Source organism: Bacillus sp. SDLI1 (assembly GCF_001553895.1).
GTDB lineage: Bacteria > Bacillota > Bacilli > Bacillales > Bacillaceae > Bacillus > Bacillus siamensis.
In genome coordinates this window covers 3,534,273-3,559,011 of record NZ_CP013950.1, presented here as the reverse complement: position 1 = coordinate 3,559,011, position 24,739 = coordinate 3,534,273, and the positions used below count along the sequence as shown (strand labels likewise).

General features: G+C 47.6%; 28 protein-coding genes, 1 pseudogene and 1 other annotated feature. Of the genes and pseudogenes, 4 read left to right on the top strand and 25 right to left on the bottom strand.

Annotated elements, in window-relative coordinates:
• Positions 1–48 precede the first annotated feature (48 nt).
• Complete coding sequence (gene secDF, locus AUL54_RS17425) at positions 49–2,268, bottom strand: protein translocase subunit SecDF (RefSeq protein WP_060964657.1); 2,220 nt, start codon at positions 2,266–2,268, stop codon at positions 49–51.
• A 36-nt stretch (positions 2,269–2,304) separates the two neighbouring features.
• Positions 2,305–2,601 (bottom strand): post-transcriptional regulator, encoded by a 297-nt coding sequence (locus AUL54_RS17420; protein WP_016938808.1) that lies wholly within the window; start codon positions 2,599–2,601, stop codon positions 2,305–2,307.
• Between the two features lie 113 nt (positions 2,602–2,714).
• On the opposite strand from AUL54_RS17420, the pseudogene spoVB reads away from it, so the two are divergent.
• Positions 2,715–4,270: pseudogene (spoVB, locus tag AUL54_RS17415) on the top strand (stage V sporulation protein B).
• Positions 4,271–4,276: 6 nt separating this feature from the next.
• On the opposite strand, the gene AUL54_RS17410 reads toward spoVB, so the two are convergent.
• Positions 4,277–4,933 (bottom strand): DUF421 domain-containing protein, encoded by a 657-nt coding sequence (locus AUL54_RS17410; protein WP_060964656.1) that lies wholly within the window; start codon positions 4,931–4,933, stop codon positions 4,277–4,279.
• A 165-nt stretch (positions 4,934–5,098) separates the two neighbouring features.
• On the opposite strand from AUL54_RS17410, the gene AUL54_RS17405 reads away from it, so the two are divergent.
• Positions 5,099–5,485, top strand: coding sequence for a TIGR04086 family membrane protein (locus AUL54_RS17405; protein ID WP_016938805.1), 387 nt, complete (start codon positions 5,099–5,101; stop codon positions 5,483–5,485).
• Between the two features lie 51 nt (positions 5,486–5,536).
• Here the strand turns inward: AUL54_RS17405 and yajC are convergent, their stop codons facing one another.
• The 13 genes from yajC to nadB form a co-directional block, all read right to left on the bottom strand.
• Positions 5,537–5,797, bottom strand: coding sequence for a preprotein translocase subunit YajC (yajC, locus tag AUL54_RS17400; RefSeq protein ID WP_012118091.1), 261 nt, complete (start codon positions 5,795–5,797; stop codon positions 5,537–5,539).
• A 31-nt stretch (positions 5,798–5,828) separates the two neighbouring features.
• Entirely contained in the window at positions 5,829–6,974 is a 1,146-nt protein-coding gene (tgt, locus tag AUL54_RS17395; protein WP_016938804.1) for a tRNA guanosine(34) transglycosylase Tgt, read from the bottom strand.
• A 27-nt stretch (positions 6,975–7,001) separates the two neighbouring features.
• Positions 7,002–8,030: a tRNA preQ1(34) S-adenosylmethionine ribosyltransferase-isomerase QueA gene (gene queA / locus AUL54_RS17390; protein WP_047475550.1), complete on the bottom strand. Its 1,029-nt coding sequence runs from the start codon at positions 8,028–8,030 to the stop codon at positions 7,002–7,004.
• A gap of 25 nt (positions 8,031–8,055) precedes the next feature.
• Entirely contained in the window at positions 8,056–8,256 is a 201-nt protein-coding gene (locus AUL54_RS17385) for a DUF2905 domain-containing protein (RefSeq protein ID WP_003152687.1), read from the bottom strand.
• Positions 8,249–9,253 (bottom strand): Holliday junction branch migration DNA helicase RuvB, encoded by a 1,005-nt coding sequence (gene ruvB / locus AUL54_RS17380; protein ID WP_045926484.1) that lies wholly within the window; start codon positions 9,251–9,253, stop codon positions 8,249–8,251. Before ruvB ends, AUL54_RS17385 begins: the two co-directional genes overlap by 8 nt.
• A gap of 10 nt (positions 9,254–9,263) precedes the next feature.
• The gene (ruvA, locus tag AUL54_RS17375) at positions 9,264–9,869 is read right to left on the bottom strand and encodes a Holliday junction branch migration protein RuvA (protein ID WP_003152683.1); all 606 of its coding nucleotides are present in this window, start codon (positions 9,867–9,869) and stop codon (positions 9,264–9,266) included.
• Positions 9,870–10,003: 134 nt separating this feature from the next.
• Positions 10,004–10,480 carry a sporulation cell-cell signaling protein BofC gene (locus AUL54_RS17370; RefSeq protein WP_060965130.1) on the bottom strand — a complete coding sequence of 159 codons (477 nt, stop codon included), beginning with the start codon at positions 10,478–10,480 and terminating at the stop codon, positions 10,004–10,006.
• Positions 10,481–10,644: 164 nt separating this feature from the next.
• Positions 10,645–10,764, bottom strand: coding sequence for a hypothetical protein (locus AUL54_RS21990; protein ID WP_420913147.1), 120 nt, complete (start codon positions 10,762–10,764; stop codon positions 10,645–10,647).
• 124 nt (positions 10,765–10,888) lie between these two features.
• On the bottom strand, positions 10,889–11,482 hold the full coding sequence (locus AUL54_RS17365; protein WP_060964655.1) for a YhcN/YlaJ family sporulation lipoprotein: 594 nt from the start codon (positions 11,480–11,482) through the stop codon (positions 10,889–10,891).
• A gap of 145 nt (positions 11,483–11,627) precedes the next feature.
• Positions 11,628–12,833, bottom strand: a complete 1,206-nt coding sequence (safA, locus tag AUL54_RS17360; RefSeq protein ID WP_060964654.1) for a SafA/ExsA family spore coat assembly protein — start codon at positions 12,831–12,833, stop codon at positions 11,628–11,630.
• Positions 12,834–12,959: 126 nt separating this feature from the next.
• Complete coding sequence (gene nadA / locus AUL54_RS17355) at positions 12,960–14,063, bottom strand: quinolinate synthase NadA (RefSeq protein WP_060964653.1); 1,104 nt, start codon at positions 14,061–14,063, stop codon at positions 12,960–12,962.
• Positions 14,063–14,914, bottom strand: coding sequence for a carboxylating nicotinate-nucleotide diphosphorylase (nadC, locus tag AUL54_RS17350; RefSeq protein ID WP_060964652.1), 852 nt, complete (start codon positions 14,912–14,914; stop codon positions 14,063–14,065). The genes nadA and nadC overlap by 1 nt, the downstream gene beginning before the upstream one ends.
• Positions 14,896–16,461 (bottom strand): L-aspartate oxidase, encoded by a 1,566-nt coding sequence (gene nadB, locus AUL54_RS17345; protein ID WP_060964651.1) that lies wholly within the window; start codon positions 16,459–16,461, stop codon positions 14,896–14,898. The genes nadC and nadB overlap by 19 nt, the downstream gene beginning before the upstream one ends.
• Before the next feature lie 104 nt (positions 16,462–16,565).
• On the opposite strand from nadB, the gene AUL54_RS17340 reads away from it, so the two are divergent.
• Both AUL54_RS17340 and AUL54_RS17335 read left to right on the top strand, forming a co-directional pair.
• A complete protein-coding gene (locus AUL54_RS17340; protein ID WP_060964650.1) occupies positions 16,566–17,717 on the top strand; it encodes an IscS subfamily cysteine desulfurase in 1,152 nt (383 codons plus the stop codon).
• Positions 17,714–18,256 carry a transcription repressor NadR gene (locus tag AUL54_RS17335; protein ID WP_060964649.1) on the top strand — a complete coding sequence of 181 codons (543 nt, stop codon included), beginning with the start codon at positions 17,714–17,716 and terminating at the stop codon, positions 18,254–18,256. Before AUL54_RS17340 ends, AUL54_RS17335 begins: the two co-directional genes overlap by 4 nt.
• 27 nt (positions 18,257–18,283) lie before the next feature.
• Here AUL54_RS17335 and pheA read toward each other — a convergent pair whose 3' ends face one another.
• From pheA to AUL54_RS17290, 9 genes are all read right to left on the bottom strand, one after another.
• Entirely contained in the window at positions 18,284–19,141 is an 858-nt protein-coding gene (gene pheA / locus AUL54_RS17330) for a prephenate dehydratase (protein ID WP_016938791.1), read from the bottom strand.
• Between the two features lie 15 nt (positions 19,142–19,156).
• Entirely contained in the window at positions 19,157–19,600 is a 444-nt protein-coding gene (thrR, locus tag AUL54_RS17325) for a transcriptional regulator ThrR (protein ID WP_016938790.1), read from the bottom strand.
• Positions 19,601–19,653: 53 nt separating this feature from the next.
• Complete coding sequence (gene obgE, locus AUL54_RS17320) at positions 19,654–20,940, bottom strand: GTPase ObgE (RefSeq protein ID WP_007408172.1); 1,287 nt, start codon at positions 20,938–20,940, stop codon at positions 19,654–19,656.
• Positions 20,941–20,971: 31 nt separating this feature from the next.
• On the bottom strand, positions 20,972–21,550 hold the full coding sequence (locus AUL54_RS17315) for a sporulation initiation phosphotransferase B (RefSeq protein WP_003152664.1): 579 nt from the start codon (positions 21,548–21,550) through the stop codon (positions 20,972–20,974).
• Between the two features lie 317 nt (positions 21,551–21,867).
• Positions 21,868–22,152: a 50S ribosomal protein L27 gene (gene rpmA / locus AUL54_RS17310; protein ID WP_003152662.1), complete on the bottom strand. Its 285-nt coding sequence runs from the start codon at positions 22,150–22,152 to the stop codon at positions 21,868–21,870.
• Positions 22,153–22,164: 12 nt separating this feature from the next.
• Complete coding sequence (locus tag AUL54_RS17305) at positions 22,165–22,506, bottom strand: ribosomal-processing cysteine protease Prp (RefSeq protein ID WP_012118103.1); 342 nt, start codon at positions 22,504–22,506, stop codon at positions 22,165–22,167.
• A gap of 2 nt (positions 22,507–22,508) precedes the next feature.
• Positions 22,509–22,817, bottom strand: coding sequence for a 50S ribosomal protein L21 (gene rplU, locus AUL54_RS17300; RefSeq protein ID WP_016938787.1), 309 nt, complete (start codon positions 22,815–22,817; stop codon positions 22,509–22,511).
• 13 nt (positions 22,818–22,830) lie between these two features.
• Positions 22,831–22,904 (bottom strand) — a sequence feature (ribosomal protein L21 leader region).
• A gap of 58 nt (positions 22,905–22,962) precedes the next feature.
• Positions 22,963–23,829 carry a M50 family metallopeptidase gene (locus AUL54_RS17295; RefSeq protein ID WP_060964648.1) on the bottom strand — a complete coding sequence of 289 codons (867 nt, stop codon included), beginning with the start codon at positions 23,827–23,829 and terminating at the stop codon, positions 22,963–22,965.
• The gene (locus tag AUL54_RS17290) at positions 23,822–24,625 is read right to left on the bottom strand and encodes a M23 family metallopeptidase (protein WP_060964647.1); all 804 of its coding nucleotides are present in this window, start codon (positions 24,623–24,625) and stop codon (positions 23,822–23,824) included. The genes AUL54_RS17295 and AUL54_RS17290 overlap by 8 nt, the downstream gene beginning before the upstream one ends.
• Positions 24,626–24,739: the final 114 nt, after the last annotated feature.

Below are 24,739 nucleotides of genomic sequence, written 5' to 3'. Positions count from 1 at the left end.
CGCAGCCTAAAAAACAGGCTGCCTTCTGCAAGACAGCCTGTTCCCATTTTACTCTTCGATTGATTTTTTCCCTTTAAATTCTTTTCCTTTCCATACAAGCCACAGCTGTGAAGCGATGTAAAGAGAAGAATAAACACCCGTCAATAAACCGACCAATAAGGCGACTGAGAAGTTCGTAATTGACGATGAGCCTAAAATAAGCAGCACGACGACTACAATCACAACGGTTAAGACCGTATTGATCGAGCGTGTAAAGGTTTGCTGCAAACTCAGATTCACAATGTGTTCCAGATCGGCAAATGACTTCGGCTTGCGTTTTTTCATCTGCTCGCGTATCCGGTCAAATGTAACGATCGTATCATTTATCGAGTAACCGATTATGGTGAGAATAGCGGCGATAAAGGTGACATCGACCTCCAGCCTTGTAATGCTGAAAAACGCGACGATAAAGAAAGCGTCATACAGCAGGGATACAATCGCGGCGACAGCCATTCTGTACTCGAAACGGATTGACACGTAAATAATGATGCCGATTGATGCAATGGCGACAGCATATAAGGCATTACGGGCGAGCTCTTTTCCGACTGTCGGCGATACCGTGCTGACATTCGGTTCAGCTCCGTATTTATCCTTAAAGTACGTTTTGATTTCAGCGATCTTTTCTTTAGATGGCTCTCCGACAAACCGGGCTGCGGCAACATGGTTCTCTTTACCCGAGAGCACGATGTTTTCCGGATCCATGCCGAGAGAGTCAAAGTCTTTTTCAACCTGCTGCGCCGTCAAAGCATGATTGCTCTGCACGTCAATCCGCGCACCGCTTGCAAAATCGATTCCCAGGTTGAGCTTAAAGACCAGCAGGATGATAATTCCCGCAATGGTCACAGCGCTTGAGAAAATAAAGAAGTATTTTCGTTTGCTCGTGAAATTCCATTTCTGGAATGACGTATGCGGTTCAGTATTTTCATCGGTCTTCTGAATATCCATAATGTGTTTTTTCTTGACGCCGAACCAGCCTTTTTTCCGATCAAGCCATCTGCTTTCCACAAGAAGGCCGAGCAGGAATCTTGAAAGGAAGACAGCTGTAATAAAGCTTGTCAGTATTGACAAGATCAGCATCGTCGCAAACCCTTTTACAGAGCTTGTCCCGAAAATAAAGAGCACGACCGCTGCGATGATCGTTGTGATATTCGCATCGAAGATCGTCGCAAATGACCGTCTGTTCCCTGAACGGAAAGCTGAGCGGACGGATTTGCCGAGTTTCAGCTCTTCTTTTATCCGTTCATAGGTGATAATGTTGGCGTCAACCGCCATCCCGACACCCAAAATGAGCGCCGCAATACCCGGCAAAGTCAGCACAGCCTGCATCCAGTCAAACACTTGCAGCGTAATATACACGTATACAGAAAGCGTAATGACCGCTATGAGTCCCGGCAGTCTGTAATAAAGCAGCATAAATAAGAAAACAATTGCAATCCCGATGATGCCAGCCTCGACCGTATCATGTAAAGCCTGCTGTCCGAATTGCGCCCCTACTGAAGTAGAGTATTTTTCGGTCAGTTTCACAGGCAGTGCGCCCGCGTTTAAAATATTGGCCAAGTCTTTTGCTTTTTGAACGGTGAACTGGCCTTCAATCGTGACATCCTTTGTATTTAATTCCTGGCTCACATTCGGAGCGGATACATATTTCGGATGTTTTTTGCCGACTTCTTTTTTAAATGAATCGCCTTTTTGATAATCGAGCCAGATGACGAGCTGATTATTAGGCGCCATTTTCTTAACCTTTTTCGTCACTTCACCGAACTTGTCCGCATCCTTCAGTTTCACGCTGACAATCGGTTCGTTCGTTGTCGGATCAAAAGTTTGTTTCGCGCCGTTTTCCACGAGATCAGAGCCGTTTAAAAGCTCTTTATCATTCGTGTCCCTGAATGAGAGCTGCGCTTCCGTTGAGAGAATTTCGCGCGCCCTGTTCTGATTCGTGACGCCCGCCAGCTGTACGCGGATGCGGTTGTTCCCTTCAATCTGAATGTTCGGCTCGCTTACGCCGAGAACGTTAGCCCGGCGGTTCAGCGCCTGCACCGTGCTGACGAGCACGTCTTTTGTAATTTTATCGCCTTTTTTGACGGGCTGCACGTCGTACAGTACTTCAAACCCGCCGCGTAAATCCAATCCTAACGTAATATTATTGGCAGCCGGTTTTGTAAAATACCCCAGCCCTGTGCCGATTAATAATACAATCAGGAAAAACGCAATCAAGCGTCCTTTTTTCATTATGTATTTCCTCCTTAAACCTATGCCGTCAAATCATTATCTCAGCAGTTCATCCAAAGCTTCCTGACCTTCATCGCTTTCCAGCCAATTAGACGACTTAAAAGCTTCAACGGTTGCATAGTTCATAAAATCGCCAATTTTAACTGATAAAATATCGCCGGCCAATTCATACAGCGGCATTTCCTTTTTCTGTTTCCACTTTTTATGTATTAGGTATGACCATAAACTCTCGTGTTCAACATCATCGTATCCAAGAATTTTGAACTCTTCAAGTTTACTGTACAAAAAAGGCCGCAAATGATCCTTATACATTTCGGCGGGATGCTTCTCCATGGGCGCTCGCTCCTTTTTCCCTTTTTCTCGAAGACTTGTCATGCTCGGACGACATCGGCGCATATCTTTATTGTATATGATTCCAGGTAGTTTGAGAAGGCAGGGGTTATAAAATGGCAAAACAGACTTTTTTAAGGGGCACTCTTATTCTCATCGCAGCGGGGATGATTACAAGAATGCTCGGCTTTGTCAATCGGGTGGTCATCGCCCGGTTTATCGGTGAAGAAGGTGTCGGATTGTACATGATGGCTGCCCCGACATTTTTCTTGGCCACCACTTTGACCCAATTCGGCCTCCCTGTTGCCATCAGCAAGCTCGTCGCTGAAGCAAGCGCCCGGGGGACCGGCAGAAAATGAAACACATTTTAGTGATGTCGCTTACCATCACCGGGATATTAAGTCTCATCTTCACGCCGCTGTTTTTATGCTTTGCGCCGATTATGGCGGAAACGATGCTGACTGATCAACGCACGGTTTACCCGCTTCTGGCGATTACGCCCGTCGTGCCGATTATCGCAATCTCCAGCGTGCTGCGCGGTTATTTTCAGGGCAGGCAGAATATGAACCCGCTGGCATTTTCCCAAGTGCTTGAGCAGATTGTGCGGATTTCACTTGTCGCGGTCTGCACGACAGTGTTTCTGCCGTACGGGATTGAATATGCCGCAGCCGGAGCCATGATTTCATCTGTCATCGGAGAGCTCGCCTCTCTTATTTATTTATTCATTTGTTTCAAAGCTAAAAAAACAATCAGAATCAGAAAACAATTTTTCAAATCGATTGCAAATGGAAAAGAGACCTTTCGTCAGCTGATGAGCGTATCGCTCCCGACAACCGGAAGCCGATTCATCGGAAACTTGTCTTGGTTTTTTGAGCCTATTGTCGTCGCGCAGAGCCTTGCAATTGCAGGAGTCGCCACCGCTGCTGCCACCAGCCAGTACGGGGAGCTGACCGGATTTGCCATGACGGTTTTGACGCTGCCCAGCTTTATAACCTATTCTCTGTCAACGGCCCTTGTTCCTGCGATTAGTGAAGGAATGGAGCAAAAAAAGCTGCAGGTTGTCGAATACCGTCTGGAACAGGCGATGAGGCTGTGTCTTTTAAGCGGGGGCATTTCGGTGGTTATTTTATTCTCTTTCGCTGATGAGCTGATGTCCGTCATGTACGGATCGACTAATGCGGCGGTTTTTATTAAAGTCATGGCGCCGTTTTTTCTGCTCTATTATTTTCAGGGGCCCCTTCAAGCGGTGCTGCAGGCGCTCAATTTAGCCGGAGCCGCCATGATGAACAGTTTTATCGGCGCCGCTGTTAAAACAGGCCTTATTTTTGTGCTGGCGACCAGGCCTTCTCTGGGCATTATGGGCGCGGCATTGGCGATTGTGACGGGAATGGTGCTCGTCACCCTTCTCCATGCAGCCACTGTAAGCAAAGTGCTTCCGATCAGCATTAAAATAAAAGAATACGCGCTCTGTTTTGCGGTCATATTCATCTGCGGTTATGTGAGCCGACTCATAAAGCGCGCCGTTCATTTTTCAGGGTCAGAGGCTGTTAATCTTACAGGCTGGATTGCCATGACCGTCATACTATACATTGTGCTTCTGCTGTTATTCAGGCTGATTAAAAGGGAGGAGCTGATCCGGATTCCGGTCATCGGACGGTTTGTGACGCGGTGAAACCGATTAAGGCTCTCCTTTTTCATCTTTAAGATCAATAAAAAAAGCCCCGTCCGTAAACGTGCAGAATGATATTTCCGAAAGATCCTGATATCCTCTTTTCGCTAAGTTTTTTTCGAGCCAGTGTTTATCTTTCCCGATTCTGTCCAGATGCTCGTTCTGAATGACCCCGTCAACGATAAGCGATGTTTCCATCTGCTTATCCTTATTGTTTTTCTTTTTGACGATTGACAGCTTTCCCGACGACTCTAATATGGCGTATGACACGTCAGAGATTCTCTCGATGTTATTTTCCCTCAGCTGCATAAGAAGATCATCAAAATTGTAGCGCTGCGACCTCATCGCACGTTCGTCGATTTTTCCCTGTTTAATGATAATAGTGGGTTTGCCGTCAAGCAGCTGCCGTATTTTTTGGCTTTTGAGCGAAATAAAAGCAAGGCTTACTTGAATAATCATTAAAATGACGATCGGCACAATGGTATGCAAAAGCTTATCTTCTACATTTTCAATTGCCAATACGGCAATCTCGGCAATCATAATGGAAACGACAAGGTCTAAAATGCTCAGTTCTCCGATTTCCCGTTTTCCCATCAGTCTGAAAATCACAAGAATGATAAAATAAAGCACTATCGTACGAAACGTAATAATGAAAATATCTCCCATATCGCACCTCCAACGTTCATAGCATTTACGATCCGCTCTGTTTTATGTAAGAAATGAACTGAACATGATGCTTTTACGTCTAATCCGAACATTCAGAGAATACATTTAGAAAAAGACGGGCTCCGGCTTGTCATATGTCAGGCCCAGAGCGGAGAGGAGATCAAAATGGAAGAAACAAAACAAGTGGGTAAAGGCGTCTTGTACGGCTTAGTGGCTATCTTTGCAGTGATGCTTCTTACGAGTCTGGCGATTTCACTGCTGCTGACGGTTACCTCAATGGAAGAGTCATCTTTCAGCTGGCTGGTCACCGCGCTTTCTTTTCTTTCTTTATTTGCCGGCGGTTTTATTTCCGGCGGCAAAGCAAAAGAAAAAGGCTGGATGATCGGAGCGTTAACCGCCGTTTGTTTCTCATTAATCATCTTGCTGTTTCAATATTTAGGGTTCGGAAAATCATTTACATCCGGTCAGCTTTTGTTTCATCTCGGCTTTTTGGGAGTCAGTATGCTGGGCGGGATTTTCGGAGTGAATTTGAAGGGCAGCAGATCAGCGTAATAAAAAAAGAGCGGATTCTCCGCTCTTTTTTAGTATGTATGAGCTTCGCTGTTATTCAGCAGAAGCTTCTCTGATTGCGCGGCGGTCAAATGTTAAACGGGTGTTATCACCTGTTTTAATGACGACCTTGCTTTCATCAATTGACTCAACAGTGCCGTGCAATCCTCCGATTGTCACCACTGAATCTCCTTTTTTCAGCTCTTCCTGCATCTGGCGTACGGCCTTCTGCTGCTTTTGCTGCGGACGGATGAGCAGGAAATAAAGCACTGCAAACATCAAAATAATAGGAACGATTGTGCCTAAAGTACCCATCTGTTTCCCTCCTTTCAAAAATGGTTTTTATTTAGAAGCTTTTCGCATTTGGCTTATTATAGCCGTAACGCTCAAAGAACTCTTCTCGGAAATCACCAAGACGATCCTCTCGGATAGCTTGTCTGACCTGCTCCATTAAGTGTAACAGAAAATGAAGGTTATGGTAAGTTGTTAATCGAATTCCAAACGTTTCATTGCAGCGGATCAAATGTCTGATGTAAGCACGGGAGTAATTTTTGCATGTATGACAGCTGCATTCTTCGTCAATCGGTCGGAAATCGCGCTCATATTTGGCGTTTTTCATGTTCAGGCGCCCTTCATTCGTAAACACCGTGCCGTTTCGGGCAATCCGGGTCGGCAGTACGCAGTCAAACATATCCACGCCGCGGATGGCACCGTCAATTAAGGCATCCGGTGAACCCACACCCATTAAATATCTCGGCTTGTCCTTCGGTAAAAGCGGAGTTGTAAACTCAAGCACTCTGTTCATGACGTGCTTCGGCTCGCCGACAGATAATCCGCCTATAGCATAACCCGGGAAATCAAGTGAAACCAAGTCTTTGGCACTTTGTGTCCGCAAATCTTCATACTCTCCGCCCTGTACGATTCCGAACAGTCCCTGCTCATCAGAGCGCCCGTGCGCCTCCAGACAGCGTTCCGCCCAGCGGCTGGTCCGTTCCACAGAGCGTTTCATGTAATCATACTCTGCCGGATACGGAGGACATTCATCAAACGCCATCATGATATCAGAACCGAGGGCGTTTTGAATTTCCATCGCTTTTTCCGGAGATAAAAACAGCTTGTCTCCGTTTAAGTGATTGCGGAAATGTACGCCTTCTTCTTCTATATTACGAAACTTGCTCAATGAAAAGACCTGAAAACCGCCGGAATCCGTTAAAATCGCGCGGTCCCAGTTCATAAACTGATGAAGCCCGCCCGCTTCTTTTACAATGTCATGTCCGGGGCGGAGCCATAAATGGTACGTATTGCTTAAAATAATACCCGCATCCATAGATTTCAGCTCGTCCGGAGACATCGTCTTTACCGTAGCAAGCGTGCCGACCGGCATAAATACAGGCGTCTCAAAGGAGCCGTGGGGCGTATGAACTCTGCCCAGACGCGCTCCCGTTTGTTTGCATTCCTTTATAAATTCATAACGTATCGGTTGTTCAGCCACTTTGTATGAGGCCTCCTGTCATTCAAATTAGATAATCAGCATGGCGTCGCCAAAGCTGAAGAAACGATATTCCTCTTCTACCGCATGACGGTAAGCGGAAAGAACATGCTCTCTGCCGGCAAGCGCAGAAACAAGCATGATAAGCGAAGATTTCGGCAGGTGAAAATTGGTGATCATGCCGTCAATCGCTTTAAATTCATATCCCGGATAAATGAAGATCGACGTCCAGCCGCTTGAAGCGGTAAATACGCCGTCATGCTCGCCGGCAATGGTTTCAAGGGTGCGCGTTGATGTCGTCCCGACCGACACGATGCGCCCTCCCGACTTTCTGATCTCGTTTAAAGAGGCGGCGGTTTCTTCCGTCATTTCATAAAATTCCGCGTGCATGTTATGCTCTTCCACATCATCCGCACTGACTGGGCGGAATGTGCCGAGTCCAACGTGCAGGGTGATAAATTCAATCCGCACACCCTTTTGCTTCAGCTCGTCCAGAATCTCTTCCGTAAAATGAAGTCCGGCAGTCGGAGCTGCGGCGGACCCGATTTCTTTTGAAAAGACGGTCTGATACCGTTCTTTATCATCAAGCTGTTCTTTAATGTAAGGAGGAAGCGGCATTTCACCGAGCGATTCAAGCACTTCGTAAAAAATCCCGTCATACCGGAATTCTATTTTCCGGCCGCCGTGATCAAGTTCCTCCGTGCAGACCGCTGTCAGCCGGCCGTCCCCAAATGTCAGGACCGTTCCTTTTTTTACGCGTTTCGCCGGCTTTACAAGCGTTTCCCATGTATCATTTTCTTCCTGTTTTAACAACAGGAGCTCCACTTTCGCTCCCGTATCTTCTTTTGTGCCGAATAATCTGGCAGGGAGCACGCGGGTATTGTTCAAGACGAGACAATCCCCTTCTTTAAAAAAGCTGACAATCTCTTTAAATGAACTGTCCGTCAGACCGCCCGTCTGTTTGTCAAGCACCATCAGCCGCGATGCGTCACGCTCTTTCAGCGGCACTTGGGCAATGAGGCGTTCAGGCAGTTCAAAATCAAATAAATCGACTTTCATCATTTCACCTTTATTCTGTCTATTGTTATTTCATTCTGCCGAAAAAATTGAGCAGGATGGATAGTATCACACTGATTACAATACAAGTAACAACGGGAAAGAAAAATGTGACATTTCCCTTTTTAACGAAAATATCTCCGGGCAGCCGTCCGACAAAGTGCCAGACTGCGCCGGCAATAAGCAAAACAGCACCGAGAACCATGAGAACCTTCGGAAAATCAGTCACAGGCGGGTGCCTCCAATCGAAAATGCTCATACACAGCCGGGGTCACGACCCGTCCCCTCGGCGTCCTCTGAAGAAATCCGATCTGCAGCAGATACGGTTCGTACACATCCTCTATTGTATGCGGTTCTTCGCCGATTGTCGCGGAAATCGTATCAAGGCCGACCGGACCGCCGCTGAATTTTTCAATCATGCCCATCAGCAGCTTGTGGTCAATATGATCAAGGCCGAGTGCATCGACTTGAAGACGTTCGAGCGCGTCGTGAGCGATTTCTTCCGTGATGCGGCTGTCGCCGAGCACCTGGGCAAAATCTCTCACCCTTCTGAGAAGCCGGTTTGCAACCCGCGGCGTTCCCCTTGACCGTCTGGCAATTTCCAGAGCCGGCGCTTCTTCGATATCCACTTCAAATACTTCAGCCGTTCGTGACACGATATCTGTCAGCTCTTCCTGCGTATAGTATTCAAGGCGCGACAGCACCCCGAACCGGTCTCTGAGCGGTGCGGTCAATAATCCCACCCTGGTCGTCGCTCCTACCAGCGTAAAAGGCGGAAGGTCAAGACGGACAGAGCGGGCGGACGGGCCTTTACCAATGACGATATCAAGGCAGAAATCCTCCATCGCCGGGTACAGCACTTCTTCAATTGAACGGTTCAGCCTGTGAATTTCGTCTATAAACAGCACATCTCCGGGTTCGAGCGCCGTCAGAATGGCTGCCAGGTCTCCCGGCCTTTCAATCGCCGGCCCTGACGTCGTCCGCATCTCCACACCCATCTCATTGGCCACGATCGACGCAAGCGTTGTTTTTCCGAGACCCGGAGGCCCGTATAAAAGAACGTGGTCAAGCGTTTCCTGCCTCATTTTCGCCGCATCGATAAACACGCGCAGATTTTCTTTCACCTTCTTTTGGCCGATGTACTGAGCGAGATTCTGCGGCCTGAGGCTTTGCTCGATTATTGATTCATGGCTGTCTGCTTCACTTGAAACGAGCCGTTCATCCATGAACATCACCTTACTTTAATAATTTTTGCAATGCTTTTTTCACATATTGATCTGTTGAAAGCGCCGTTTCCTCTTTTAGGTGAGGAAGCACTTTTTTAATTTCTTTTTCAGCGTAGCCGAGAACCCTGAGCGCTTCAAGCGCCTCGTCAAGCGCCGTTTCAGCCTCTTGTTTTTCAATGCGCGCTTCATGATTGAACAGGTTGTCAATCATTTCAGGCACGACATCGGCCAGTTTGCCTTTTAAATCAAGAATAATCTGCCGCGCCGTCTTTTTGCCCACACCCGGAAATTTCACCAAAAAGGCTTCATCTTCCTGTTCAATCGCTTCGATGACGGCTCCCGGATCACCGGAACCGAGAATGGCGAGCGCCCCTTTCGGCCCGATGCCGGTGACGTTCAGCAGCTTTGTGAAAAGCGCTTTTTCTTCCCTGGTTGAAAAGCCGTACAGAGAAAAGGCGTCTTCTTTTATATGATGATACGTAAAAATGGTCTCTTGATTGCTTACCTTATAAATAAACGGATTCGGAGTGAAGACCTGATAGCCGATTCCGCCGTTTTCAATCACGATGTATTGGGGAGATACGTAATCAATCGTCCCCTTCACGAATTCAATCACACCTATTCACCTCTTTGACTGCTTATCATTGTAACACAAAAACAGCCAAAGTCTTATAGAAAAGTTAACGTATGTTCGCTTTGACACCTTCCGTTCAGAAAAAAAAGACATGTGTCACATGTCTTGCGTCAAAGTCAGCCGCTGTAAGTCTTAATATGATCGATCACGCTCTCAAACTCCGCTTTTGTCCTGTACGGTATACCGTGTTCCAAATGCTTTTGCAACCGGCTTTCCAACCGCTCTAAATCAATTTGGAAGAAAGACTGGATCGGCTCCGACAGCGATCCGGGACGGCCGTGAAAAGTGGAAATCACCCCTCCGTCCGTGACACCGATATAACCGTTTACCTTACTGAGCGGAGAAATATCATCAACATGCTTACGGAAAAGAACGAAGCCTTTTTTCTGCTCAACGAGCGTCCAGCCGGCGTATGCGGCCCAAAAGTCTTCCATCGCCAAAACGGTTTCATCCGTATGTTCGATGCCGACATCACCGTCAAGATAGACCTTTTCCAGCTGGACGTGCACCCGAAGCGGCCCGTAATGCTCGACCTCTGCCCCGTATGCACCGTTTCCTCCGCAAATCAGGACTGCAGCTGATAAGATAAACATAAATAAAAGACGCCCACCGCAAATTCGTTTCACCAATAACACCTCTTTATTCAATCAAACTCTTGATGCTAGTTTGACCAAAGATGCCGGTGCTTAACCGTTTTCTTTCTTTTGACTGCTTCGCCGAAAAAAAGCAGCCCTCTAATAAAGGCTGCCCCGCTTTATTATGCCCGGCCGGCTGATATCAGTTTCATCTGTCCGGGCGTCAGTTTGAGTCGGTATCCTCTTACGGTCAAATACACAGTTTTTGTCCCGCGGCTTTTGTCGCACTCCGTTTTTTTCATCCCAGCCCCTCCGTTACGTTTTATTTTACTTTTATGTTAACAGCGCAATATAAAGAGCGTTTTAAGAATATGTAAAGAAATGATGAAAAAAATACTGCCGGATGAAATCATCCGGCAGTCCCGTCTAACGGCTGTTTTTGTTCATGTCTTGAAGCTTTGTAAAAGTGGCGTTATCAGTAAATACTTGAATTGCGCGGCCGTCCGCGAATTTTTTGGCTGCATGTTTGACATGTTGATCATCATTTTTCGTAAAAGGATGATTTGTTCTGACAGCAATGACGACTCTCGTGTCAGTCACGACGACCTGACTATCCTGTACGCCTTTTACTTTTTTCACGCGGTTTGCAATTTTTTCCGCCATTCTGATGTTTTCGGCATTGTCATACCCATTATAAGACATAGCGGCCGGCGGCGTATTGGCGTTGCGGCCGTTATATGTGCCGTCCGTTGTTAACGGAACCCCGTTATTCGGCGTGTTTCGGTAAGACACGTTTGTCGTATCCCGGCGCCCGTTTCGGTTTTCCATCATTTCGGAAACAGGTCCTTGATGGTCCATTCCGTACTGGCGTCTGCCGTTATCATTGTCATTTGAATAATACCCGACCGGACGTGTTGTCTGATTGTAGCGTCCGTCATTCATGGCATTATTTGCTCCGCATGCCGTTAAACTTGCAGTCACGGCTAAAACGCCTGCGATTGTCATCAGTTTTTTGCCCAATGGAAAAACCCCCCGTGGATTCATCGCTGTGTGAGCGTTTCCGCTCATGTTTAGGATGTGCGGCCGACGGCGGGTTTAAGCTTGTCAGTTATGTCCATTCTTCTTCGGACATAAAAAAAGGAACGACATACATCGTCCCGATACATTAGTCTTCATCTTCCTCCGGCCGTCCGAATACTTGATTTGGACTCGGCTGATTCGGCGCGGCATTGGGATTTGCTCCGCCGTAAGGCATAAAATATCCGGCACTTGCGCCCATATTCGGATATGGCTGCACAGGCATATTGGCGTGATGGTGATGTGAACCATGATGATGTGAACCGTGGTGGTGATGATGGTGATGATGCGAATCATTGCAGCCGCAATCATCGTCCTTAAATTTTCCATCGTGATGAGGCTCGTTTGCATAATGTGATGAATAGCCGCCGTAATACGGCATATGTCCGTATGGAGCACCGCCGAAACCAGATGCAAAACCATCAAAATGCTCTGCATTTTCATGGGCCTGGTTTTCATATTCACCGTAACCCGCTTGCGGCCCAAATCCCGGATGATGGAATCCGTACGGTAACGGCATCGGCATTACCGGAAAGCCTCCAAAACCTCCTCCAAAACCGCCGAAACCTCCGCCTACCGGGAAGCACGGATGGCATAATCCCGAACCCGGCAGCATCGGTGTCACCGGAACCGGACAAGGACAAGGCATGCACGGAATCGGGTAATGCATAAAAGGCGGTTCAACGGCCGGCATATTCGGAAATGGGACATTCGGGATGTTTGGCATGTTCGGCAGATGATAAGCTGCGTTTTCTTCTTCCATCTTTCCGGCTTGAGGCGCCTTTGGCATATTCGGGTAATTCGCGTTTTCCATGTTGATCATTTCCTCCTGTTGTGGAATGTTATTGTCATGCTCTTTTTCTTTCGGCTCGACAAAATGTGTCACCGGTTCCTCCGGCTTAGGAGGCGACCACGGCTGAAACAGCTGATTGGTCGGATAATACTGATTCATATCAGCTTCCGGCAGCACATTTTCATGCTTTTCAGGGATCGGCGGCACATACGGAATTGACGGCTTTGGTTCTTCCGGTATGGTGTCTTCGATATCCACAACTGATTTCGGTTTTTCTTTGGCATATGGATGCTCATGCTTATGCGCAGACGTTCCGAAGTTTGCCTTTGGTTCTTTTCTGACCGGAACGGCTTCTGAAGGCACCTTTATCTTCATTCCAGGCATAATTAAGTCTGGATTGCTCAGCTGATTATTCAATTTCTTTAATTCTTCAAAATCAACTCCGTATTTTTCAGCTATTTTCCAGAGCGAATCGCCTTTTTGAACGATATGAATTTTCAACGTTTTCCCCTCCTATGCACAAAACGTGAACGGTACATTTGTCATTACAATACGTTTCTTCACACTATATGCAGGCGAGCTGGGCATGATGATAAAAAATTTGGAAAGGAGGGGAGTTTTTTATTTTTACGTATGGCTCAGCATTCTGTTCAACGCACGAAGCGCTTCTGTCCGAACCGCTTCCGGAACCTTAATGACACCCTTCGGTTCGCCTTTTTCAAGCTGCTCAAGCGACCACAATAAATGCGGAAGGTCGATTCTGTTCATTGTCAGACACGGACACATATCCGGATTCAGTGATTCAATCTGTTTATCCGGGTGCGATTGAATGAGGCGCTGCACAAGATTCATTTCCGTGCCGACAGCCCACTTGCTTCCCGGCTCAGCCTGTTCAATCGTATCAATAATGTATTTGGTAGATCCGCTGTCATCACTTAGCGAGACCACTTCCCGCGAACATTCCGGGTGAACGATAATGCGGATGTCAGAATCCCGCTGCCGCAGCTGAGAAATATTTTCCGCTGTGAATTTTTCGTGTACGGAGCAATGTCCTTTCCAAAGGATGACCTTAATGTTTTCCGGGTGGTCAGTAAGCAATCGGTTCTGAGCCGGGTCCCATACAGCCATTTCTGTCAGCGGAATGCCGAGGTCATATGCTGTATTTCTGCCTAAATGCTGATCCGGCAAAAATAAAATTCTTTCCTTTTGTTTAAAAGCCCATTCCAGCACGCTCCGGGCATTCGAAGAAGTGACGGTCGCTCCGCCGTGCCGCCCGACGAATGCTTTAATTTCCGCCGTCGAGTTAACATATGTTAACGGAATGATGGTGTTACCGTACAGCTCCTGAAGCTCTTGCCATGCTTTATCCGTCTGCTGTATATCAGCCATATCAGCCATCGAACAGCCGGCGCGCATGTCGGGCAAAATGACGGTTTGGTTATCATCAGTCAGCATATCAGCCGTTTCCGCCATAAAATGCACGCCGCAAAACACAATATATTCCGCATCTTTATTTTTTTCGGCTACTTGGGCAAGCTGCAGGGAGTCACCGGCAGTATCGGCAAATTGTATCACTTCATCTTTTTGATAGTGATGTCCCGGAATGAACAGACGTTTTCCGAAGGACTGTTTAATCGCGGCGACCCGCTCCTCCATTTCTCCGGTGCTCAAGTTTTTATAATGGCTCGGCATCATTTCAGCTGATGCAGTTAATACGTCAAAGATAGACATTATGAAAAATCCCCCTGTTCCGCCGCCGCAACATCCATACTGATATCGGCGCTTTTTACTGAATGAGTCAGAAATCCGAGTGAAATATATTGTACGCCTGTTCCTCTATAAGCAGGCAATGTGTCGAGCGTTATGCCTCCGGATGCTTCCGTTTTGATATGGGCCGGTGTCATGGCTGCAAAACGCCGGACGGTCTCAGGCGGACAGTTGTCAAACATAATAACGTCTGCGCCCGCGTCTATTGCCTCCAGCAGCTGCTCTTCGGATTCGATTTCGACTTCTGCCGCAAGCATCTGCCCCGCCGCTTTTCTTGCCCGCTCCATGGCCGCCTTTATCGATCCGCAGGCGGCAATGTGATTATCTTTAATCATGATGCCGTCGTATAGGCCGAAGCGGTGATTACAGCCGCCGCCGATCCGGACGGCGTATTTTTCCAGCATCCTGAGCCCCGGTGTCGTTTTTCTCGTATCGCAAAGCTTAATGGACGGATCATCAAGACGCCTTTTGGCCTCATCCGTCATTGTCGCAATGCCTGACATTCTTTGTATAAGATTCAGGATGACACGCTCCCCCGTAAGAAGAGCCGCCGCCGGGCCTTCCATTTCAGCAAGCACGTCTCCTTTTTTCATCCGTTCTCCGTCTTTTTTCAGAGAGCGGACGCGGATATCGTTGTTTAAAAGCTTCCAGCCTTCTCGGATAACGGCTTCTCCGGCAAACACACCGTCTGTTTTTGCGATAATCTCCGCCTTACATTGCTGATCCGAAAAAATCGCTTGTGACGTTGCGTCACCCGTTCCGATATCTTCCTGAAAAAAATGTGTCAGCATTTGCTTCAGCTGCAGAATGTCCATAGTTCCCCAATCCCTTCGTTTTTTCTGATAACTGTTCCTGATGCTGAATGAATGATTTGTTTTCCATGCCACTCTTTCTCTGTCCCGGGAAAATCAGCGCGAAAATGGGCGCCTCTGCTTTCCTCCCGGATAAGAGCAGAAGATACGGCGAGTTGTGCGGTCTGCCATAAGCAGGACAGCTCGGCTTGTTCCGTTGTGATATCCTTCACATTCATATGATGAACAGGTACTTTGTTAAGCCAGGATGCCAGCGCCTGCATGTCTTCTTTATCTCTGACGATGCCCGCTCCGGCTGTCATTTTGGCTTGGAGCATGTGAAGCGTTGTGTCCGGCACTTGTAAGATGACGTCAGATTTTCTCGAAGCTTTTTTATATCTTCCGTTTAACGGCGTTTGAATGATATGTTCCGCACACCTTTGTCCGCTTGCCAAAGCTTCCAGCAGCGAGTTGCTCGCAAGCCGGTTTGCCCCGTGCAATCCTGTGCAGGCGGTCTCGCCTATGGCGTAGAGATCAGGCACAGACGTTTTCCCCCATGTATCGGTTTTTACTCCGCCCATTAAAAAATGCATCCCCGGGGCTACAGGAATTCCGCTTTCAATTTCTACGCCGGCTGTTTTACAAATTTCTGTTATGGTCGGAAAACGTTTGTTAAAATCGGCTATCCGGCTGCAATTCATGTAAACTGGATTTTCTTTCATTATTTCTTCGAAAATCGCCCGTGAAACGACATCCCTCGGCGCCAAATCTTCAAGCTCGTGTCTGCCCGTCATGATTCTGCGCCCTGAACGGTCCGTTAAATATCCGCCGTCCCCTCTCACAGCTTCAGAAATCAGCCCGTACACAGTCCCGTTTTTCACAAGAAGGGTCGGGTGAAACTGGGTGAACTCCATATCCGTGATCTCTGCTCCCGCACGTAAGGCAAGAGCGATGCCGTCTCCCGTTATGGCGGAATCATTTGTATGATACTGATACAGACTGCCGCACCCGCCTGAGGCAAGCACTACGCAATCCGCTCTTCTGCAAGAAACGGAGCCTGAAGCATCCTTTACGGAAACGCCCGCGCATCGTCCGTCTTCAATCAGCAGCTCAACAGCCGTTTCGTGTTCAATGATCCGTATGCCGTCCCTCAGCTGCCGAAGCAGATACTCAACCAAAATCCGCCCGGTCGCATCTCCCCCGGCATGCAGAATTCTTCTTTTAGAATGAGCGCCTTCCCTGCCGAGACAAAATGTTCCGTCTGATTTCGTATCAAATGGAAATTGACTTTCTATCAGCTGGTTTATCATGCTTTGTCCGCTTTGCAGCAAATCCCGCACGGCTGTCACGTCATTATGGCCGCAGCCCGCATACAGTGTATCGTTCACATGGGAGTCAATGGAGTCATCTTCTGCATATGAAACAGCAATCCCGCCTTGAGCATAATGCGAATTGCTGTTTGTTACGTTTCTTTTCGTTATGACGGTCACTTGGTATGACGGAGGAAATGCAGAAGCACAGGCAAGGGCCGCCGTCCCCGAACCAATGATGATAATTGTTTTTCCAGACATAATCACCCTCCTGTTATGTTTACACCTGTCTTGACACCTATATTTACACAAGGATAAAATAAACTCAAGCTTTTTTTAACATAAACGGATAGGAGACGGCCTGTATGATTTATCTTGATTATGCGGCGGGAGCGCCTTTAAGCCAAAAAGCCGCGGAAGTCTTTCAGCATCTCAGTACAGAAGTATTCGGAAATGCAAGCAGCCTTCATGATGCCGGAGGGAAAGCGGCGGATGTGCTGGAATATTGCAGACAGTCTGCAGGAAAATTGATCGGCGGGGCGGCAGACGGCATTTATTTTACAAGCGGCGGCACGGAAGCGAACATTCTGGCCGTCCAATCATTGCTGCATGGTCTTCCCCCTCACAAAAAACATTTTATTACGACTGCAATGGAACACCATTCGATCCATAATGCCGCGGCGTTTTTAACGGATCAGGGAATTGAAGTCACTGTCATTTACCCCGACAGAAACGGCCTTATAACCGAGGACATATTGGCGGCTCATATCCGTCCTGACACGGGGCTTGTTTCTATACAGCACGCCAATTCAGAAACCGGTCTCATCCAGCCATTGGATCGCCTGGCCGCTTTTCTTCACCATCGAAACATTTTGCTTCATTGCGATTGTGTTCAAAGTTTCGGCAAACTGCCGATTAATGCAGATCAGACGGGTATCGATGCCCTTTCCGTCTCCGGTCATAAAGTATACGGCCCGAAAGGCACCGGGGCTGTTTACATTCGGCCCGGCGTCAGCTGGAAGCCGGTTTATCCGCATACCGTGCATGAAAACGGGTTCAGGCCCGGTACCGTGAATGTACCGGCCATCGGCGCTTTTACCGCTGCTGCGGAGTATGCAGTGAAACACATGGCGGAACACCGTGAGCATGCAGACAGACTGAGGAAATATTTATATGAACAAATTCGGCTTCAGGGCCTCCCTATTTCATTTTCGGAGGAAGAAACCGGCGGTGAATGTCTGCCCCACATTGTCGGGTGTTTTTTTCACTCCTTTGAAGGACAATATGTTATGTTAGAATGTAATCGTAACGATATTTGCATCTCAACCGGGAGCGCATGTTCCGCCGGCAGTCACGGCCCTTCTTCAGCTATGAAGGCGCTGCGAAAAACCGAACGGGAAGCGCGGCAGTTTTTCCGGATCTCATTCGGAAATGAAACAACATGTGAACAGCTCGATATGCTGATACATACATTTACGGCGCTATGGGAGCAAAAGAAAGGAGAATCAGCAATTTGACAGAAGGAACAAAGCTTACGGGGGCGAAAAGACGCGACATGCTGCTTCAATGGCTGAAAGAAGCCGGCTCACCATTAACAGGGAGCGAATTGGCCAAAAAAGCAAATGTCTCAAGACAGGTGATCGTGCAGGATATATCCCTCTTGAAAGCAAAAAGCGAACCGATTATCGCAACGAGCCAAGGCTATTTATACATCAGCATGAATGCCGGCGGCGAAAAAAACGCCGAACGGATTGTCGCCTGCCTGCACGGCCCGGAGCGGACGGAAGAAGAGCTTGAACTCATCGTCGATGAAGGTGTCACCATAAAGGACGTCATCATTGAACACCCCGTATACGGCGATTTAACCGCTGCCATAAGAGTCAGCACACGGAAAGAAGTCAAACAATTCATGGATCACATTAACTCGACAAATGCCGCTTACCTTTCACAACTGACAGGAGGCGTGCATCTCCATACGTTAAGCGCGCCGACGAAAGAGCGGATTGATCAAGCCTGCCAAGCCTTGGACGACGCGGGTATATTAATAAAAGATTAAAAAAAAAAGCCCCCAGAAGGGCTTTTTTTATATCGAATAGGATTGATATGTTCCCAGAAGCTTGACCCGGCAGCCGAGGGCTTCCATCTCTTGAACGGCTCCGGGAATGAGCACCTGATCCATCGCCTGTTCAATATCAATGATAAAGAAATAGTTGCCGAGACCCGTTTTTGTCGGGCGCGATTCGATCTTTGATAAATTCAGGTTTCTCCATGAAAAAGCGGACAGCACCCTGTGCAGTGCGCCTGATTGGTCATCTTGGGGAAGCGTCACCATCATCGTCGTTTTCGATCTTGATGACAGTTTTGCATTCACTTCAAATGAGACGTCTTTTTCAGGCGAAAGAATGACGAATCTCGTGTGGTTATCCTGATAATCCTGAATATCCCGCTTCACGATGCTCAATCCGTATGTAGCAGCCGCCATTTCATTCGCAATCACGCCGATCGGAAGTTCCGGATGCTCACTCACATACTTAGCAGCCGCACCTGTTGACTTCGCATACTCATAAGGGACGGACGAAAAATGCCGATGAAGAAATTTGTGGCATTGCGCAATCGCATGTGAATGAGAAAAAATTTTCTCAAGCTTTTTCCACTCATTTTCTCTCGAAGGGTGAACGAGCAGGTGCTGGTAAATCGGCAGCGTCATTTCCCCCACAATCGCAAGAGGCTGCTCATGAATCAAATAGTCAATCGTTAAGTTAACCGAGCCCTCCAGCGCGTTTTCCAAAGGAACAAATGCAAGATCCACTTCTCCCGCAACCGCCGCATCCATGCACGCCGGTATTGTATGATAAGGTGCTTGTGTCACGCTGTTTTGAAAGCAGGAACTGACTGCTAGATGTGTAAATGTGGCTTCTGGCCCTAAATAACCGACTCTCATGTTTCTCTTCTCTCCTTACGCGCCTGACCCTAAGATCTCAACTTTTTCTATAAAATCAAATTTTCTCAGTTTATTCATTAACGTATGAATGTTTTCTTCCATTGCGGATGTGCTGATTGAGAGCGTGACATTCGCCCTGCCCTGAAGCGGAATCGACTGGTGAATGGAAAGCACGTTGCTTCCTGAGTCAGCCACCGCCTGCAAAAGCTGGGACAACGCGCCTGACCGATCCTCCAAATGAAAGAAAAGTGTGATTATTTGTTCTTTAACCATCGTGTAAAAAGGGAAAACCGCATCTCGGTATTTGTAAAAAGCGCTTCTGCTCAAATCAACTTTCTGCACGGCATCTGCAACCGATTCAGCCTTTTTTCTGTCCAGCAGTTTTTTGACTTCAAGGGTTTTCCGCATCGCATCAGGCAGAACGTCTTCACGCACTAAATAAAATGTCTCTTCTTTCACCTGCACCCCTCCCTCTTACATCAGAGAGCCTGCATCGCAAGCTCTCCGTCTTTTTAATCAATAAATTCAAATTCAAATTCCAGAAGCCGGATGATATCGCCATCTTTAGCCCCGCGTTCTCTGAGCGCTTCATCAACGCCCATTCCGCGCATCTGTCTTGCAAAACGCTTGACGGATTCGTCACGGGAGAAGTCAGTCATTTTAAAGAGGCGTTCCAGACTGTCACCTGAAAGCACAAACGCACCGTCCGGATCACGGGTAATGTTAAATGGAATTTCTTCATCTTCCATCGTGTACATCACGCGGTTTTCCGCCAGTTCTTCTTCATCATACAGCGGGAATTCAGGCGTTGTTTCCAGCTGGTTGGCGACTTCAAACAGAAGATCGCGGAGCCCTTCTCTCGTCACCGCGCTGATTGGGAAGACAGGATGGTCATCCTGAAGCTTTTCTTTAAACGCTTTAAGATTTTCAGCCGCTTCGGGCATGTCCATTTTATTCGCAACGATAATTTGCGGACGCTCCGTCAGCCTCAGATTATATTCACTGAGCTCCTGATTAATGGTCACATAATCCTCATACGGATCACGGCCTTCCATCGCTGACATGTCAATGACATGAACGATGACGCGCGTCCGTTCGATATGGCGGAGAAATTGGTGGCCTAAGCCGACGCCTTCGTGCGCTCCTTCAATCAGGCCGGGCAGATCCGCCATGACAAAGCTTCTTCCGTCATCCGTTTCCACCATGCCCAGATTCGGAACAAGCGTTGTAAAATGATAATCGGCGATTTTCGGCTTTGCCGATGAAACGACAGACAGAAGCGTAGATTTCCCGACGCTCGGGAAGCCGACGAGACCTACGTCTGCAAGCACCTTCAGTTCAAGCACGATATAGCGCTCTTTTCCGGGCTCTCCGTGCTCTGACAGCTGCGGTGCCGGGTTGGCCGGTGTCGCAAAGCGGGTATTCCCGCGTCCGCCGCGTCCGCCTTTTGCGATGACGGCGCGCTGTCCATGTTCAGTCAGATCGGCAATGACCTGTTTTGTATCGTCATCCGTAACGACTGTGCCGGGCGGAACTTTAACAACCATATCGTCCGCGTTTCTGCCGTGCTGGTTTTTAGACATGCCGTGCTCGCCGCGTATCGCTTTGAAATGGCGCTGGTACCGGAAGTCCATAAGCGTGCGCAATCCTTCATCAACCTCAAAGACGACGTCGCCTCCATTACCGCCGTCACCGCCGGCAGGCCCGCCTTTCGGCACATATTTTTCACGGCGGAACGCAACCATTCCGTTACCGCCGTCGCCGCCTTTTACATATACTTTCACCTGATCTACAAACATAATATCCTCCGTTCTAAACCGTAAAAAACCGCTAGTTCATTCCAATTTCGGCCACACATTCATGGCCGGTCAGCTCAAATTGCATGACATCAAAGTCCTCATACCGCGATTTGCGAAATTCATCAAACACATCTGCATTTGCAATCGTTCCATGAAAATCGAGATATACAATAAGCTGTCTGTCAGGGTGATCCGTCTGCAGCGATACGGTCAGATGATTTTCACTTTCATTGCTTACCGCCAGACCGAACAGATGAAACAGTTTTCTCATCAGGTTCGACAGCTTTTGATCATATGCCGATAAATCTTTAATTTCTCCGAGCACTTCGTATTCGAGCCTCATATAACGGGACTTCCAATTAAATGTAAGAAAGTCAAACGCCAAGTGCGGGGTTTTCAGGTTTGAGAGCTTTGACTCGTGCTTTGCATCTATGACCATTTCGTCGATTATTTCAACGACCCTGTCATACTTCTGCAAACTTAAGTTTCCTTTTATCAGCTGCAGCTTATTCATCCAATCATGACGGAAATGGCCCATTAATTGGATCAGCTCATTAATCAGAGCCGCATCGCTTACAGGTTCTTCTTGTTTCTTCGATACATCCTTCATTTTCGCACTCCCAATCGTTTAATTTCTTTTTAGGAGTCTTGATAAGTGTGTACTATGAATTATAACAGAGAAGGCTTTGTTAGAAAAACACTTGTTTTTCCTGGTTCATCATGTTCCTTTTTCGGATCGCATGCACTGCGGATGCCAGGCAGAAACATTTTTGGTATCACTGCTTGGGGAACATATCCAGTGGGTATGAGAAGCTGATGTCCTCATTCAAGGCGGGGTTCACTCACGCATCCTCTGCTTTTCATTCTTGATGTTACTCCGCTTACTGCAAAAAAAACTCCAGTCAACGACCGGAGTTTTTTGTGTCATTATTGAGCTACAGGATATACGCTCACTTTTTTGCGGTCACGGCCGAAACGTTCGAATTTAACAGTTCCGTCGATTTTAGCAAAAAGAGTGTCATCTCCTCCGCGGCCCACGTTTTCACCTGGGTAGATTTTCGTTCCGCGTTGACGGTAAAGGATAGATCCGCCTGTTACGAATTGACCGTCTGCACGTTTAGCGCCTAAACGTTTAGATTCAGAGTCACGTCCGTTCTTTGTAGAACCTACACCTTTTTTAGAAGCGAAAAACTGAAGATCTAATCTAAGCATGTAACTCACCTCCTATATTTGATTTGCAGTCAACCGTAAGTGTTCACTGTAATCCCGCTCGATCGTTTCAAGAGAAACAATCATGCCTTCAATCAGCAGCTGCGCTTTTTGCAAAGCTTCCTGATCAGCGGCTTCAGGGAATTCAAAGTAGAAATAACCCCCGTCCTCGCCTATATCAAGAATCGGTTCGAGAGGAGCCAGTGCGATAACCGCATTGACCGCCCCGAAAACGACAGCCGTAACCCCGGCGCAAACGAGATCTCGTCCATGTTCAGCAAAATCGGCATGTCCCGTCATTTCAAAGGACAAAATGCCCCCGTCATTTCGGGATCTTCGAATTGTTGCCTCAATCATGCTTACGCGTTGATTTTTTCGATTGTCAATTTAGTATAAGGCTGACGATGACCTTGTTTTTTATGAACATTTTTCTTTGCCTTGTAACGGAAAACAGTGATTTTTTTCGCACGGCCTTGTTTTTCAACTTTAGCTGTAACTGTCGCGCCTGCAACTGTTGGGTTGCCGACTTTCACGCTGTCTCCGCCAACAAACAATACGTCTTCAAACGTCACTGTTTCACCTGCTTCAGCAGCAAGTTTTTCGATGTAAACAGTTTGACCTTCTTCAACTTTGATTTGTTTTCCGCCTGTTTTAATGATTGCGTACATTCTCTGCACCTCCTATTAGACTAAGACTCGCCAGCAACAGGGGGCTTTAAAGCTCTTATCACCTGTCCCGAGCGGTTGTAGCATTGGTGCTACATCCATAACATTAAAAAATATATCAGAACCAAAGAGATATGTCAATCTATTTCTAGTAAGGCAGCAGCAGGTCTTCCATGGAGGAATCTGTCCGTTTATCAGCAAAATATGCATGAAGCACTTCATTTTCATCAAGCTGGCTGAGCTTCTCGCCGGCTTTTTCAATGATAATGGGATGCTTGCAGCCCCGTTTGAATTCGGCCATGACATGCTTTACTTTGGCATCGGCTGCGACAGTCAAAGGATGCAGCATGGCGACATCGCGGTTTTTACCGTAATATCTCTCTAAAAGAAACCTCAGCTGAATATAATGCCGCTTGCGGTATTCATCCCATAAAGAAGCGGCGAGAAAGACGAACAGCACCCATGCGCTGACCTGGAGGGGGACGGCCAGCACAATCCAGCAGCAGAGCAAAAGTGCAAAAACGGCTGATGTCTGCAGGCTGAGGAGATGCGCTTTTTGAAAAGCCATTTGTTTAGAGAAGTATAAAAACACAAACTTTCCGCCGTCAAGCGGCCAGATCGGCAAAAGATTGATGAAAAGAATGGAGAGATTATAAAAGGTAAACATCTCAAATGTCTGCTGACTTGTAAAGCCGGACATAAAAAGGAGCCAGGCTGCCGCCTGAAGCCACACATGCTGGAACGGGCCCGCCAGAATGACCGCGAATTCCTCTTTAAGCGGCCGGTTTCCGTGCTCCTCCACCTCAACCGTCCCGCCGAAAGGGAGCAGAAAGACGCGTTTAATGCGCCACGAAAAAAACACAGCCAGAGCAGCATGCCCCAGCTCATGAACGGATACGACCAGCAAAAGACACAGCAGCGCTTTAATGTGCCCCGTCAGAAGACCAAGCCCCATGATAATCCAAAGAAAAGGGTGGACATGAATTTTGAAGAGAAGGCTGAGCCATTTATTCATCAAATGTGATCACCTGAATCGGATCTATGAATTTATCGCCATCCTGAATCGCGAAATAATACTGTCCTTTACTTTTATCGTTAAGCTTGATCGAACCGATCTTTTTTCCTTTATCGACAAAGTCATACAATGATACGTCAACATCTTTGAGCCGGCCGTAAATGCTGCTTGTATTGTCGGCATGCTGCACCTTCACCGTCAGCCCTGTTTTTTTATCTTTGCTCACTTCCGTAATGTAGCCTTCTTTTACGCTGTCAATGGCTTCACTGGCTGTTTCAACAACGACGCCTTCTCCGTTATTCTGAAAGTTCTGCTGGATTTTCCCCGCGGCGGGAACGGCCATATCCTGGCTGACCGCTACCTGACCGTCCTTCTTTTTCGTTCCCGGGGTGAGAAAAGCGAGCGGGTTTCCGAATGAGGATACAAACCAATGATTCACGGCAGCAAACTGAAATTCTTTTTGAAAAGTTTGTGCAATCGCCGGTTTAATCTGACTCAGCGGCAGTTTGTCAGTTTTATAGGCGATAGCGGAAATCAGTACGAGACAGGCGGCCAGCAGGCATTTCAAAATAATAGAATGAGCGTTGATCAGCGGATGCCGTCCGTTAAATTCGGGCGGATGTTCCGTTTGATATTCATAGTCCGGAAGGAGCCTGTGCTTTTCCTGCTCCTTGACCGTCTGCCATGCGGGAGGCTTCTGCGGTCGGGCGTTTTGAACGAAAGTCCGTTTTGATTCAGGGCGCGGTTTTCTCCTTTTGGCCAGTCTTTTTCTAATTTCATCAGCTCTGTGACTCATCGCCATCATCCTTTGCAATCGTTGGGTTTGTACATCCTATGCCTTGTCCATTGCAAATATGCGCCCTGTTGAACAACAAAAAAGACCTGATAAGCTGGGCTTTATCAGATCTTT